Source organism: Streptomyces sp. NPDC043726, assembly GCF_056436565.1.
Genome location: NZ_JBWKCI010000001.1, coordinates 543,026 through 557,114, shown reverse-complemented (window position 1 = coordinate 557,114; position 14,089 = coordinate 543,026). Strand labels below are relative to the sequence as shown.

15 protein-coding genes are annotated in these 14,089 nt (G+C 70.3%); 10 read left to right on the top strand and 5 right to left on the bottom strand.

Features of this window, described 5'->3' with window-relative positions; translation table 11 throughout:
- Positions 1-121: 121 nt before the first annotated feature.
- The 6 genes from AC068Z_RS02565 (at position 122) to AC068Z_RS02540 (ending at position 6,522) form a co-directional block, all read left to right on the top strand.
- A complete protein-coding gene (locus tag AC068Z_RS02565) occupies positions 122-1,690 on the top strand; it encodes an ABC transporter ATP-binding protein (RefSeq protein ID WP_478551562.1) in 1,569 nt (522 codons plus the stop codon).
- On the top strand, positions 1,690-2,811 hold the full coding sequence (locus tag AC068Z_RS02560; RefSeq protein WP_478551560.1) for an ABC transporter permease: 1,122 nt from the start codon (positions 1,690-1,692) through the stop codon (positions 2,809-2,811). Before AC068Z_RS02565 ends, AC068Z_RS02560 begins: the two co-directional genes overlap by 1 nt.
- Positions 2,808-4,085 carry an ABC transporter permease gene (locus tag AC068Z_RS02555; protein WP_478551558.1) on the top strand — a complete coding sequence of 426 codons (1,278 nt, stop codon included), beginning with the start codon at positions 2,808-2,810 and terminating at the stop codon, positions 4,083-4,085. The genes AC068Z_RS02560 and AC068Z_RS02555 overlap by 4 nt, the downstream gene beginning before the upstream one ends.
- Positions 4,082-4,477: a cytidine deaminase gene (locus AC068Z_RS02550; RefSeq protein WP_478551556.1), complete on the top strand. Its 396-nt coding sequence runs from the start codon at positions 4,082-4,084 to the stop codon at positions 4,475-4,477. Before AC068Z_RS02555 ends, AC068Z_RS02550 begins: the two co-directional genes overlap by 4 nt.
- Positions 4,478-4,547: 70 nt before the next feature.
- Entirely contained in the window at positions 4,548-5,840 is a 1,293-nt protein-coding gene (locus AC068Z_RS02545) for a thymidine phosphorylase (protein ID WP_478551554.1), read from the top strand.
- Positions 5,841-5,934: 94 nt separating this feature from the next.
- Positions 5,935-6,522 (top strand): Uma2 family endonuclease, encoded by a 588-nt coding sequence (locus AC068Z_RS02540; RefSeq protein ID WP_478551552.1) that lies wholly within the window; start codon positions 5,935-5,937, stop codon positions 6,520-6,522.
- A 5-nt stretch (positions 6,523-6,527) separates the two neighbouring features.
- Here the strand turns inward: AC068Z_RS02540 and AC068Z_RS02535 are convergent, their stop codons facing one another.
- On the bottom strand, positions 6,528-7,448 hold the full coding sequence (locus tag AC068Z_RS02535) for an AEC family transporter (protein WP_478551550.1): 921 nt from the start codon (positions 7,446-7,448) through the stop codon (positions 6,528-6,530).
- Positions 7,449-7,568: 120 nt separating this feature from the next.
- On the opposite strand from AC068Z_RS02535, the gene AC068Z_RS02530 reads away from it, so the two are divergent.
- The gene (locus tag AC068Z_RS02530) at positions 7,569-7,958 is read left to right on the top strand and encodes an STAS domain-containing protein (RefSeq protein ID WP_478551548.1); all 390 of its coding nucleotides are present in this window, start codon (positions 7,569-7,571) and stop codon (positions 7,956-7,958) included.
- Here AC068Z_RS02530 and AC068Z_RS02525 read toward each other — a convergent pair.
- Positions 7,842-8,855, bottom strand: coding sequence for a sigma-70 family RNA polymerase sigma factor (locus tag AC068Z_RS02525; RefSeq protein WP_478551546.1), 1,014 nt, complete (start codon positions 8,853-8,855; stop codon positions 7,842-7,844). The two genes, AC068Z_RS02530 and AC068Z_RS02525, sit on opposite strands and share 117 nt — an antisense overlap.
- Positions 8,856-8,967: 112 nt before the next feature.
- Positions 8,968-10,245 carry an MFS transporter gene (locus AC068Z_RS02520; RefSeq protein WP_478551544.1) on the bottom strand — a complete coding sequence of 426 codons (1,278 nt, stop codon included), beginning with the start codon at positions 10,243-10,245 and terminating at the stop codon, positions 8,968-8,970.
- Positions 10,246-10,307: 62 nt separating this feature from the next.
- Between AC068Z_RS02520 and AC068Z_RS02515 the strand changes: the two genes are divergently transcribed.
- On the top strand, positions 10,308-11,261 hold the full coding sequence (locus AC068Z_RS02515; RefSeq protein ID WP_478551542.1) for a LysR family transcriptional regulator: 954 nt from the start codon (positions 10,308-10,310) through the stop codon (positions 11,259-11,261).
- Positions 11,262-11,273: 12 nt separating this feature from the next.
- Here the strand turns inward: AC068Z_RS02515 and AC068Z_RS02510 are convergent, their stop codons facing one another.
- Positions 11,274-12,029, bottom strand: coding sequence for an alpha/beta hydrolase (locus AC068Z_RS02510; protein ID WP_478551541.1), 756 nt, complete (start codon positions 12,027-12,029; stop codon positions 11,274-11,276).
- Between the two features lie 113 nt (positions 12,030-12,142).
- Here AC068Z_RS02510 and AC068Z_RS02505 point away from each other — a divergent pair, with 113 nt between their 5' ends.
- Complete coding sequence (locus tag AC068Z_RS02505) at positions 12,143-13,300, top strand: adenosine deaminase (protein ID WP_478551539.1); 1,158 nt, start codon at positions 12,143-12,145, stop codon at positions 13,298-13,300.
- A gap of 138 nt (positions 13,301-13,438) precedes the next feature.
- On the top strand, positions 13,439-13,801 hold the full coding sequence (locus tag AC068Z_RS02500; RefSeq protein WP_478551537.1) for an ATP-binding protein: 363 nt from the start codon (positions 13,439-13,441) through the stop codon (positions 13,799-13,801).
- 73 nt (positions 13,802-13,874) lie between these two features.
- Here the strand turns inward: AC068Z_RS02500 and AC068Z_RS02495 are convergent, their stop codons facing one another.
- Positions 13,875-14,075 (bottom strand): PspC domain-containing protein, encoded by a 201-nt coding sequence (locus AC068Z_RS02495; RefSeq protein WP_478551535.1) that lies wholly within the window; start codon positions 14,073-14,075, stop codon positions 13,875-13,877.
- Positions 14,076-14,089: the final 14 nt, after the last annotated feature.

Sequence of the window (14,089 nt, the reverse complement as noted above, 5' to 3'; positions counted from 1 at the left end):
CGATCCGTCACCCCTTTGTATGCCGTAGGGGCGCTACGCGCGTAGACGACCCCCGTCCCCAGGAGAGTGCGCCATCAACGCGTCCAGCAGCCCTCCGGCCGGCGCGGCGGTCAACGGTCAGGTGACCGCCGTCGAGCTCGCCGGGATCACTAAGCGATTCCCGGGCGTCGTGGCCAACCACGACATCCACCTCACGGTCCGCAAGGGCACGGTCCACGCCCTCGTCGGCGAGAACGGCGCCGGCAAGTCGACCCTGATGAAGATCCTCTACGGCATGCAGAAGCCGGACGAGGGCACCATCGCGATCGACGGCCGGCAGGTCTCCTTCTCGTCCCCGGCCGACGCCATCGCCCGCGGTATCGGCATGGTCCACCAGCACTTCATGCTCGCCGACAACCTCACCGTCCTGGAGAACGTGGTCCTCGGCAGCGAGAAGCTCTACGGCATCGGCGCCAAGGCCCGCCGCAAGATCAAGGAGCTCTCCGACCGCTACGGCCTCGGCGTCGAGCCCGACCGCCTCATGGAGGAGCTCGGTGTCGCCGCCCGCCAGCGCGTGGAGATCCTCAAGGTCCTCTACCGCGGCGCCACCACGCTGATCCTCGACGAGCCCACGGCCGTCCTCGTGCCGCAGGAGGTCGACGCGCTCTTCGAGAACCTGCGCGAGCTGAAGTCCGAGGGCCTGTCGGTCATCTTCATCTCCCACAAGCTGGGCGAGGTGCTCTCCGTCGCCGACGACATCACCGTCATCCGCCGCGGCACCACCGTCGGCACCGCCGTGCCCGCCGAGACGACCCCGCGTCAGCTCGCCGAGATGATGGTCGGCAGCGAGCTGCCCACCCCGGAGACCGCCGAGTCCACGGTCACCGACCGCCCGGTCATCACCGTCGACAAGCTGCGCCTGGAGGCGCCCGGCGGCAAGGCCCTGCTGGACGACATCAGCTTCACCATCCACGCGGGCGAGATCCTGGGCATCGCCGGCGTCGAGGGCAACGGCCAGACCGAGCTGGTGGACGCCCTCATCGGCCTGAAGGGCGCCGACTCCGGCACCATCGCGCTGGGCGAGGAGGAGATGACCTCCTGGTCCACGCGCAAGCGCCGCGAGCAGGGCATCGGCTACATCCCCGAGGACCGCCACCGGCACGGTCTGCTCCTGGAGGCCCCCCTCTGGGAGAACCGCATCCTCGGCCATGTCACCGAGAAGCCCCTCGCCAAGGGTGTCTGGCTGAACCCGAAGGCGGCCCAGGAGGACACCCGGCGGATCGTGACGGAGTACGACGTCCGCACCCCCGGCATCGACGTCACCGCCGCCTCGCTGTCCGGCGGCAACCAGCAGAAGCTGATCGTCGGCCGCGAGATGAGCCACAAGCCGCGCTTCCTGATCGCCGCCCACCCCACCCGCGGTGTGGACGTCGGCGCGCAGGCCGCGATCTGGGACCACATCCGTGAGGCCCGCCGCGAGGGCCTGGCCGTCCTGCTGATCTCCGCCGACCTGGACGAGCTCATCGGCCTGTCCGACACGCTCCGGGTGATCTACAACGGCAAGCTGGTCGCGGACGCCGACCCGGCCACCGTCACCCCGGAGGAACTGGGCTCGGCGATGACCGGCGCCGCGACCGGTCACCTGGCGCACGAAGAGACCCCCGAAGACACCCCTGAGTCTTCTGAGCCCGGCGAAGACGAGGCCCGCTGATGAAGAAGTTCGACAAGGAGCGCGTGCTCCTCGCGGTGGCCGGACCGGTCATCGCGCTCGCCGTGGCCTTCGCGCTGAGCTCGATCGTGCTCATCGCCTCGGGCAAGAACCCGGTCGAGCCGTACACCCTGATGTTCGAGCAGGCCACCTACTCCGACATCCAGGTCCTGATCATCAACCAGGCCTCGATGTACTACATCGCGGCCCTCGCGGTGGCCATCGGCTTCCGGATGAACCTGTTCAACATCGGCGTCGACGGCCAGTACCAGCTCGCCGCCATGATGACCGCGATCGTCGGCGCGCACGCCAACCTCCCCGCCGTGATCCAGGTCCCGCTGCTGCTCCTGACGGCCCTGTGCACCGGTGCCTTCTGGTCCGGTATCGCCGGTGTCCTGAAGGTCACCCGGGGAGTCAGCGAGGTCGTCGCGACGATCATGCTGAACGCGATCGCGACCTCCGTCATCGCCTACCTGTGGCTGCCCGACGTCTTCGGCGTGAAGGTCGGCAACAACAACACCACCGGTGAGATGCACGAGTCCGGCTGGATCCCCGGTATCGACATGGGCGACGCCGGCGAGATCTACGGCCTGGTCATCCTGGCCGTGCTGCTCGGCATCGGTTACTGGATCGTCCTCAACCGCACCCGCTTCGGCTTCGACCTGCGTGCCTCCGGTGCCTCGGAGTCGGCCGCCGCGGCCAGCGGTGTCGACCCCAAGCGCATGGTGCTCACCGCCATGCTGATCTCCGGCGCGATCGCGGGCCTCGCCGGTCTGCCGATCCTGCTCGGCGACACCCACACCTACAGCCTGAACTTCCCCACGGGTATCGGCTTCCTCGGTATCGGCATCGCCCTGCTCGGCCGCAACAACCCGGTCGGCATCGCGTTCGCGGCCCTGCTGTGGGCCTGGCTCGACAAGGCCTCGCCCGAGCTGGACTTCCACGACTACGACAAGGAGATCGCGGTCATCATGCAGGGCCTGATCGTGCTCTCGGTCGTCGTCTCCTACGAGGCCGTCCGTGAGTGGGGCCTGCGCCGCCAGCAGCGCCGGGTCGGCGCGGAGCTGGCCGCCGGGCACGTCCTCGGCGCCGACAACAACACGAAGGAGGTGGCCGGCCGATGACCACCCCGCAGACCTCGGCGGTCGACGTCAACCAGCCCACGCTGCAGCCCACGGCGCCCACCGGCCGCCGTATGACGTGGCCCGTGCTGCTGCTGGTCATCGCCGGAGCCCTGGCGCTGACCTCGATCGTCCGCATCATCACCGGCGCCGACGGCATCACCAACGTCAGCCAGATGTCCACCGCGCTCCAGCTCGCCGTGCCGATCGGCCTCGCCGGTCTCGGCGGTCTGTGGGCCGAGCGGGCGGGCGTCGTCAACATCGGCCTCGAGGGCATGATGATCCTCGGCACCTGGTTCGGTGCCTGGGCCGGCTTCCAGTGGGGCCCGTGGACCGGTGTCGTCGTCGGCATCATCGGCGGCTGCATCGGCGGCATCCTGCACGCCATCGCGACCGTCACCTTCAACGTCAACCACATCGTCTCCGGTGTGGCGATCAACATCCTGGCCCTCGGCATCACCCGCTATCTCGCCCCGCTCGCCTTCGAGGGCGAGGCGGGCGGCTCCGCCAAGCAGTCCCCGGCGGTCGACTCGCTCGGCCACTTCACCGTGCCAGGACTGTCCGACTGGCTGCGGGACCTGAACAACCACGGCTGGTTCTTCATCTCGGACATCGCCGGTCTGCTCGGCGGCCTGGTCACCAACGTCTCCTGGCTGACCCTGATCGCGATCGCGCTGATCCCCGCCACCTGGTGGATCCTGTGGCGTACGGCCTTCGGTCTGCGGCTGCGCTCCTGCGGTGAGAACCCGGTCGCGGCCGAGTCCCTCGGTGTGAACGTCTACAAGTACAAGTACCTGGCGGTCATCATCTCCGGCGGCCTGGCCGGCCTCGGTGGCGTCTTCCTCTCCATCGTCGCCAACCCCTTCTACCTGGAGGGCCAGGTCAGCGGCCGCGGTTACATCGGTCTCGCCGCGATGATCTTCGGTAACTGGATGCCGGGCGGTCTCGCCCTCGGCGCCGGTCTGTTCGGCTACACCGACAGCCTCAACCTGCGCGGCGGCTCGGAGAACGTCCACGCCCTGCTGCTGCTCGGCGCGCTGCTGCTGATCATCGGCGCGGTCTGGCTGGTGGTCCGGAAGAAGTACGCCCACTCGATGATCACCGCGGTCATCGGCGCCCTGGTGTTCGCCTGGTACGCGGGCACCAACGAGGTCCCGAACCAGGTCGTCTCGGCCACGCCGTACGTCATCACGCTGATCGTCCTCGCCCTGTCGGCCCAGCGCCTCAGGATGCCGAAGGCGGACGGTCTGCCGTACCGGAAGGGCCAGGGCAAGTGACGCGCGAGGTCGACTGGGACGCCCTTCGGGAGCAGGCACGCGAGGCCATGGGCCACGCGTACGCGCCCTACTCGGGCTTCCCGGTCGGCGTCGCGGCCCTGGTCGACGACGGGCGCACGGTCTCCGGCTGCAACGTCGAGAACGCCTCCTACGGCCTCGGCCTGTGCGCCGAGTGCGGTCTGGTCTCCGAGCTCCAGCGCACCGGGGGCGGCCGGCTCACGCACTTCACCTGCGTGGACGGCCGGGGCGAGATCCTCGTGCCGTGCGGACGCTGCCGGCAGCTGCTGTACGAGTTCGGCGGCCCCGATCTCCTCCTGGAGACCCCGGAGGGGATCCGCCCGCTGTCGGAGATGCTGCCGCAGGCCTTCGGGCCGGGCCATCTTCGCAAGTAACTCCCGTGCGGCCCCTCTGAACCGCTTCAGAGGGGCCGCGCACTTTCTTGAGAACGTCGGAAGGAAAGTCATGGCTGGTTTGTCGACGGATGCCATCTCCGTCATCCGCACCAAGCGGGACCGTGGTGAGCTCGACGACGAGCAGATCGACTGGGTCATCGACGCGTACACCCGCGGGGAGGTGGCCGACTACCAGATGGCCGCCCTCAACATGGCGATCCTGCTCAACGGCATGAACCGGCGCGAGATCGCCCGCTGGACGGCCGCGATGATCGCGAGCGGCGAGCGCATGGACTTCTCGTCGCTCTCCCGCCCGACGGCGGACAAGCACTCCACAGGTGGCGTCGGCGACAAGATCACGCTGCCGCTGGCGCCGCTGGTGGCGGCCTGCGGTGCGGCGGTCCCGCAGCTGTCGGGCCGGGGCCTCGGCCACACGGGCGGCACGCTGGACAAGCTGGAGTCGATCCCGGGCTGGCGCGCGCTCCTGTCGAACGAGGAGATGCTGTCCGTGCTCGACGGCGTGGGCGCGGTGATCTGCGCGGCGGGCGACGGTCTCGCTCCCGCCGACAAGAAGCTCTACGCGCTGCGGGACGTCACCGGCACGGTCGAGGCGATCCCTCTGATCGCGTCCTCGATCATGTCGAAGAAGATCGCGGAGGGCACGGGTTCGCTGGTCCTGGACGTGAAGGTGGGCTCGGGCGCCTTCATGAAGACCATCGAGGACGCGCGTGAGCTGGCCTCCACGATGGTGGGCCTCGGCACGGACCACGGCGTGAAGACGGTCGCGCTGCTGACGGACATGTCCACCCCCCTCGGCCTCACCGCGGGCAACGCGCTCGAGGTCCGCGAGTCGGTGGAGGTCCTGGCGGGCGGTGGTCCGGCGGACGTGGTGGAGCTGACGGTCGCCCTGGCCCGCGAGATGCTGACGGCGGCGGGTATCCACGACGCCGACCCGGCGAAGGCCCTGGCCGACGGCTCGGCGATGGACGTCTGGCGCCGGATGATCGCGGCGCAGGGCGGCGACCCGGACGCGGAACTGCCGGTGGCCAAGGAGCAGCACGTCATCAAGGCCCCGTCCGCGGGCGTCCTGACCCGCCTCGACGCCTACGACATCGGCGTGGCCGCCTGGCGCCTCGGCGCGGGCCGCGCCCGCAAGGAGGACCCGGTGCAGGCGGGCGCCGGCGTGGAGATGCACGCCAAGCCCGGCGACACGGTGACCGAGGGCCAGCCGCTGCTGACCCTCCACACGGACACCCCCGAGCGTTTCGAGTACGCCCTCCGGTCGATCGAGGGCTCGTACGACATCGCGGCGCCGGGCACGGACTTCACGGCGTCCCCGGTGGTGCTGGAACGTATCGCCTGACCAGGCGTTTCCTCATTCGGGTGAACGGGATCGGTGGACCGGCGCCGGTCCCGTTCGGCATGCTGGGATCAGTGACGACCGATTGGAGACCGCCATGAGCGCACTCGCCGCCGAGTCCGGCTCCCCTGGGAACGGGGACTGGGACGAGGTCGTCCGTGTCTGGGAGGAGACGGACGCTCCCGAGGGCAGCAAGGTGGAGATCATTGAAGGGATCGTCACCGTGTCGCCTCCTCCGTCCGAAGAGCACAACGACACTGCCGAGCTGGTTCAGCGTCGCCTTTACACGGCGATTCCAGATGACTGGGGTGTCTATCAGACGCTCGGCCTCATGTGTCCCGAGACGGGCGGCGCCTTCATGCCCGACCTGTGCGTGGTACCGCGGGCTGCCCTGCGCCGCGGGACGCGCGTGCATGCCGGCGAAGCCGAACTCGTCGTCGAGGTCACGTCCAAGAGCAACGCGAACCACGACCGCATCAAGAAGGCCCACAGCTACGCGGTCGCGGGCGTACCGCTCTATCTCCTGCTGGATGCCTGGCAGTCAGGACGTCCCACGGCGACGCTCTACGGGGAACCGCAGAACAGTACATACCGAGTGCTTGCCTCAGTGGAGTATGGGGAGAAGCTGACGCTGCCCGAGCCGTTCAAGTTGGTCCTCGACACCGGCATCTTCCCGCTGAACTGAGGACCTCACCCCAGCAACGCCGCCACGACCACCAGCACCGGCACCGAGACCACCGTCGACACCAGGATCGAGTCCCGCGCCAACCGCTCGCCCACCCCGTAGGTCGACGCGTACGTGTAGAGGTTCTGCGCCGCCGGGAGCGCCGACGTCACCACCACGTCGAGCAGCGGCGCGCCTCGCAGACCGAACACCCCCGCCGCCAGCGCCCACGCCACCGCCGGCTGGCCGAAGGACTTCAGGGCCACCGACAGCAGGACCGGGTTACGGTCCGGGCCCCGGCCGGGCATCGTGCTGCCGCACAGGGAGATGCCGAAGGCCAGGAGGACCGCCGGGACCGACATGCCGCCGATGAGGGTGAGGGGGTCCAGGACGGGGGCGGGGATCTCGATGTCCGCCGCCGAGACCGCCACGCCCGCCAGGGAGCCCACCGCTATCGGGTTGCGCAGGGGAGTCAGTACCCGGCGCCACAGCGGGCCCTTGTCGCCCTCTCCCGACAGATCCAGGATCGTCACCGCGGCCGGGGCCACCAGCACGAGTTGGAACAGCAGCACCGGTGCGACCAGGGACGCGTCTCCCAGGACGTACACCGCGATCGGGATGCCGAGGTTGCCCGAGTTGACGTAGCTGGAGCACAGGGCGCCGATCGTCGTGTAGCCCACGCCCCAGCGCCGTACGACCGCCACCGCCACGAAGACGCCCGCCATGATCGCCGTGCTCAGCGCCGTGACCAGGAGGCGGCCGGAGAAGACCACCGAGAGGTCGGTGTCCGCGAGGGTGGTGAAGAGGAGGGCGGGGGAGGCCACGTGGAAGGCCAGCTTGGTCAGGACTTCCCGGCCGTGCTCGCCGAGGTGGCCCCGGCGGCCTATGCCGTACCCCACCACGATCACCACCGCGATGACCGCGAAGCCCGTCAGCACTCCCTGCACAGCACCTCCTCGGCGGCGGCACAACCGTCGGGTCCTGCGGGGGACGCTGATTCATGGGACATACACCCAACCCTCGCGGGAAGGGTGGAGGCAGGTCAATGTGATCCTCGGCGGCCTGCGATGAGTTCCGCGGGTCCGCCCGGTCTACCGGTCGTGGATGCCATGACACCCGCTGTACTCGTGCTGGCAGGACCCGTCACCAAGGACGAGGTGACCGGCCTGTGCGACGACGTGCGGGCGCTGCTGGAAGGGGCGCCCGGCGTCGGCGTCGTGGTGTGCGATGTCGGAGGTCTCGGGCCCCCGGGGCTCGGCGTCGTCGACCTGCTGGCCCGGCTCCAGCTCGCCGCGCGGCGCTCCGGCGGCCGGATACGGCTGCGCGACCCCGATCCGGCCCTACACGCCCTGCTCGACCTGGTCGGCCTCCGCTTCGAGGTGGAGGGGGACCCCGAACAGCGGGAACCAGCGCTTGGTGTCGAGGAAGCAGTGGAACCCGGTGATCCGGCCGTCTGAGATCTCCAGCACCTGCACCGCCCACGCGGTGTAGCCGCCGGTCTCCTCGTCCGGCTTGTAGTGGGCGAAGCCGGGCAGGCCGTTGGCCTGGACGGGCACCAGACGGGAGTGGGCACAGGACGCGCCGAGCGTGGTCATGAAGCCGGTGATGTCCGCCGGGCCGGCCAGCCACAGGTCGAACGGCGGCATCGTCATGATGGCGTCCTCGTGCAGCAGCGCCGTCAGCGCGGTCATGTCGTAGCCCTCGAAGGCCGCGACATAGCGCTCCAGGAGCTTTTGCTGCTCCTCGTCCAGCGGGTCCGACACGGACGCGTCGGCGCCCTGCTGCTCCCGCTCGGCGAGGGTCGCTCGGGCGCGCTGCAGCGCGCTGTTCACCGAGGCGACCGAGGTGCCCAGCAGTTCGGCGACCTCACTCGCCTTCCAGGCCAGCACCTCGCGCAGGATGAGCACCGCGCGCTGCTTGGGCGGCAGTTGCTGGAGCGCGGCCATGAAGGCGAGCCGCACGGACTCCTTGGCCACGGCAGCCTCCGCCGGGTCCTCGACCGTCGGCAGCACCCGGGCGTCGGGCATGGGCTCAAGCCAGGTGTGGTCGGGGCGGGGCGAGAGGGCGGCCTGGGCGAGCGGCGTCGCCTCGGTGAGGTCCATCGGCCGGGCGCGCTTGTTGCCCGCGCTGAGCATGTCCAGGCAGACGTTGGTCGCGATGCGGTACAGCCAGGACCGGACGCTGGAACGCCCCTCGAACTTGTCGTAGCTGCGCCAGGCCCGGACGAGGGTGTCCTGCACCGCGTCCTCGGCCTCGAAGGAGGAGCCGAGCATGCGGTAGCAGTACCCGGTCAGTTCCACCCGGTGCCGCTCCAGCGTGGCGTCCAGGTCCGTCGTAGTCGCCGTGTTGCTCATCGTCCACCCACCCCTGTGGCCGTTCCCTGTGAAGTACGCCTCATTGCGTCCAGCACTTCGGAAGCTACCGCAGCCCACTGACAATGGCGTGCGGAGTGGAAGAACGTGCAGGTCAGTGCGGTGCGACGGGACCTCGTCGAGCGGCGGTGCGGGCCGCCCGGGTGCCGAGAACCGTGATCGTCACGACGCCGAGCACCGCCAGCAGTCCGACCCCGACCGTTCCGGCCCAGCCGCCCGTGTGGAAGGCCATCGCCCCCACCGTGCTGCCGAGGCTCGAACCGACGTAGTACGAGGACTGGTACAGCGCCGCCGCCTGCGCGCGCCCGTGCGTCGCCGTCTTGCCGACCGCCGCCGACGCCACCGCGTGCCCCGCGAAGAAGCCGCCGGTGATCAGCACCAGGCCCAGCAGGACCAGGGGCAGCGAGTCGGCCAGAGACAGCAGCAGACCCGCGGCCGTCGTGCCGCCCGCCGCGTACAGCGCGCCCCGCCGGCCGAGGCGGCCCACCAGCCGGCCCGCCGTCGACGCCGAGACCGTGCCCACCAGGTACACCAGGAAGATCGAGCCCACGATGCCCTGCCCGAGACCGAACGGCGCCTCCTTCAGGCGGTATCCGATCACCGTGTACACCCCGCCGAACACCGTCATGAACAGCGCGCCGATCGCGTACAGGCGGCGCAGCAGCGGGTCCGAGAGGTGGTCCTTCACGGTGCGGGCGAGGACCCGCGGGCGCAGCGAGCCCGCCACGAAGTGCTTCGGCGCCGGCAGCAGCAGCCGGAAGGCCACCGCGCACGCCACAGCGAGCGCTCCGACCACGCCGAGGGCCACCCGCCAGCCCCATTCCTGCGCGACCCAGCCGGTCACGACCCGGCCGCTCATCCCGCCCACGCTGTTGCCCGCGACGAACAGACCGATCGCCGTGACCAGCGCCCTCGGGCGGACCTCCTCGGCCAGATAAGCCGTCGCCGACGCCGGGAGTCCGGCCAGCGCGGCGCCCTGCACCGCCCGCAGCGCGACCAGCGCGGTGAGGTTCGGCGCGAAGGGGACCAGCAGTCCGACGGTCACCGCGACCGCCAGCGACGCCGTCATGACCGTACGACGTCCGAAACGCTCCGACAGCGCGCTCATCGGGAGCACGAACAGCGCCAGACCGCCCGTCGCCGCCGCCACGGTCCAGCTCGCCTCGCTCGCCGCCACCCCGAACTCGCCGGAGATCAGCGGCAGCAGGGCCTGGGTGGAGTACAGCAGCGCGAAGGTCGCGACACCGGCCAGGAACAGGGCGAAGCTCATCCGGCGGTAGCCGGCGCCGCCCGGAGTCAGACGGGAGTCGGGGGCAGGGACGTTCGAGACGGCGCCCACGGTGGTGGACGCCCCGGTACTGGCGGGAGACATGCTTCGACGGTATGGACCTCTCACTCATCCGTCCAATGCATGGAATCGTCATAATCGTTCCTATGGAGCATCAGCAGAGGTCACAGGGGCGGCTGTCACCGTCCAGTGACACAGAAGACATGGCGATGTTGCTCGCCCCGCGCCTCGCCCACTTCGCCGGCGTCGCCCGCACCGAGCACGTCACCCGTGCCGCGCAGGAGACGGGGGTCCCTCAGTCGACGCTCTCGCGGGCCATGGTCCGCCTCGAACAGGACCTGGGCGTCGACCTGTTCGCCCGCCGCGGCCGTACGGTCTCGCTCACCCCGGCCGGGCGCACCTTCCTCGCCTCCGTCGAGCGGGCCCTCGCCGAGATCGAGCGCGCCGCCGGGGAGGTCCGGGCGGACGCCGACCTCGCCACCGGCAAGGTCGCCTTCGGCTTTCTGCACACCATGGGCTGGGAGACGGTCCCCGGCCTGATCAGCGCCTTCCGCGCCGACCATCCGGGCGTCCGCTTCAGCCTCGTCCAGAACTACGGCGAGGCGATGATCGAGCGGCTGCGGGCGGGTGAGCTGGACCTGTGCCTCACGTCCCCGGTCCCGGACGCGCCCGACCTGGTGGGCCGCCGCCTCGACGAGCAGAAGCTGCGTCTCGTCGTCCCCGCCGACCACCGTCTCTCGTCCCGCCGCCGCGTCCGCCTCGCCGAGGCCGCGGAGGAGGCCTTCGTCACCCTGGAGCCCGGCTACGGGCTGCGCCGCATCACCGACGACCTCTGCCGGGAGGCCGGCTTCAAGCCGCGGGTGGCCTTCGAGGGGGAGGAGGCGGAGACGCTGCGGGGCTTGGTGGCGGCGGGCCTGGGAGTCGCCCTGCTGCCCCCGCCGGCGGTGCCTCGTCCGGGTGTGGTGGAGCTGACGGTGACCGCGCCGAGGGCGGTACGGGAGATCGGCGTGGCGTGGCTGGAGGGGCATCCCGACACGCCCCCGGTGGCGGCCTTCAAGAAGTTCCTGCTGTCGAAGAAGGGCAACCTGCTTCCCGACTGACTGACCCGCGTTCTACCGTCTCCGCCCGAACCCGGAGGCAAGCGGCATACGCAACCCGAGCGGCGGCGGCGCGGCGAACGCGTCCTTGACCGGGCGGGAGAAGGCCCGCCCGAACAACGCCCCCATCACGAAGTCCTCGGCCAGTGCCAGTACTTCGTCCCGGTGCTGGTGCAACCCGTGCCCGTCGGAGTGCACTTCGAAGCGGCACACCTCGCGGTTCGTCTTCTTCGCCCGGGCCGCGAGCCGGAAGGACAGCTCGGGATCGGTCCGCTGGTCGTTCGTGCCGTGCACGAGCAGCACTTGCCGCCCGGCGAGCTGTTTCACCGGTTCGGGTGGGACCGCGACATCGTCCTCCGGCAGCCAAGGGGCTATCGCGAGCACGGAGTTGACGGCCTCGTGGCCTGCGGCCCGCAGCGCGGCCCGGCCGCCCATGTCCCACCCCGCGAGGCACACGGGAACGTCCCCGTAGCGCCGTACGGCTTCCTCCACCGCCCAGTTCGCGTCCCGCGCCAGGTTCGCCTCGCTGCCGTTCCAGCCGCGCCAGCGGTAGTGCACGGCGTGCACGGCCAGGCCGTCCTCGCGTGCCGCGCGGGCCAGCCGGCGGCCGAGCGTGCGGACGGAGGCCGTCGCCAACATCGAGGAGGGGCGGCGATGTGACGTCTCGTCACCTCCGGGGAGCAGCAACACCACCCCGCTGACCGTCGTCGGCTCCGGGCCGAGCGGTCTCCCCAGCCGGGCCGTGCGGACCGGCGTCGCTTGCTGTGCCATGACAGAACAGTGTCAGAAGCATGGATGTACGCCACCCGTCCGTAGGGTCACCGTTACGTATCGGCGCGTTTCGACAACAAGCGATCTACGCGCGTAGGAGTTAGAGTGCGAAAATGACGAGCCAGACCATCGCGAACACCCCGACACCGGACCAGATCCGCCGGGCGCCCAAGGTTCTGCTGCACGACCACCTCGACGGCGGCCTGCGCCCCGGGACCATCGTCGAACTCGCCCGCGACAGCGGGTACTCCCAGCTCCCCGAGACCGACCCCGACAAGCTCGGCGTCTGGTTCCACGAGGCCGCCGACTCCGGCTCGCTCGAGCGGTATCTGGAGACCTTCTCGCACACCGTCGGCGTGATGCAGACCCGCGAGGCCCTGGTCCGGGTCGCCCGCGAGTGCGCCGAGGACCTCGCCGAGGACGGTGTCGTCTACGCCGAGGTGCGCTACGCCCCCGAGCAGCACCTCGAAGGCGGGCTCAGCCTCGAAGAGGTCGTCGAGGCCGTCAACGAGGGCTTCCGGGAAGGGGAGCGGCTCGCCCGCGCGGCCGGTCACCGGATCCGTGTCGGCGCCCTGCTCACCGCCATGCGGCACGCCGCCCGCGCCCTGGAGATCGCCGAACTCGCCAACCGCTACCGCGACTCGGGCGTGGTGGGCTTCGACATCGCCGGCGCCGAGGCCGGGTACCCGCCCACCCGGCACCTCGACGCCTTCGAGTACCTCAAGCGCGAGAACAACCACTTCACCATCCACGCCGGCGAGGCCTTCGGGCTCCCCTCCATCTGGCAGGCCCTCCAGTGGTGCGGCGCCGACCGGCTCGGGCACGGGGTGCGCATCATCGACGACATCGAGGTCAAGGACGACGGCACCGTCCACCTCGGCCGGCTCGCCTCCTACGTCCGCGACAAGCGCATCCCGCTGGAGCTGTGCCCCAGCTCCAACCTCCAGACCGGCGCCGCCGCCTCCTACGCCGAGCACCCGATCGGGCTGCTGCGCCGGCTGCACTTCCGGGCGACGGTCAACACCGACAACCGGCTCATGTCGCACACCAGCATGACCCGGGAATTCGAGCACCTTGTCGACGCATTCGGTTACACGCTCGACGACCTGCAGTGGTTCTCCGTCAATGCGATGAAATCAGCGTTCATTCCTTTCGATGAACGACTCGCCATGATCAATGACGTCGTCAAGCCCGGTTACGCCGAGCTGAAATCCGAGTGGTTGTTCCAGCAGGCCGCCTCCACCAGCGGTTCTGCGGCCGAAGAGGGCTGATCCGGGGATTTCGCGGACCAGGAATGCGGGCGGGTGTTCACAATCCGTCCGCATTTCGATGTTTGCGGCGGGCGCCTCGGGATGTTTACGGTCGTGGACCGCTCACATCCCCGTCATCCCATTTCGAGGACGCATTCAATGAAGCAGTCTGCTGCCAAGACCCTCGGTGTCGCCGCCCTCGGTGCCGCCTTCGCCGCCGCCGGTGCCGGCGCCGCGAACGCCGCCCCGGCCGTGCCCGACGCCGGCTCGGCGCTCGACACGGTGACCCGGACGCTGCCCGCGGAGAACGTCACCAAGGCGCTCCCGGGTGCCGGTGAGGCGCTGGCCCAGGGGCAGAACGCGGTCGGTGCGAGCGCGGCCGCCGCCACGCCGGTAGCCCAGAAGGTGCTCGCCGACGGCCCGACCGCTCCGGTCGCGGGGCTCCTGGGCGGTCTGCCGGTCGGCAAGGTCCTGCCCGGCGGCGGCAGCGGCACCGGGGTGAACGGCCTGCCGCTCGGCTGAGCCCTCCCGAACGCGCCGGCGGGGCGCACCCCTTGGACACGGGGTGCGCCCCATCGGCGTATGCAGTGACCGGTCACCAGGCGGTGCGGGCCTTGTTCTCGACGGGCAGGAAGATCCACAGCGCGATGTAGAGCAGGAACTGCGGGCCCGGCAGCAGACAGGACAGCAGGAAGATCACGCGCATCGTGGTCGCGGAGGTGCCGAAGCGGTTGGCCAGCGCGGCGCAGACTCCGCCGATCATGCGGCCGTTGGTGGGGCGGGCGAGGCGGGACATCTGCGGCTCCTTCG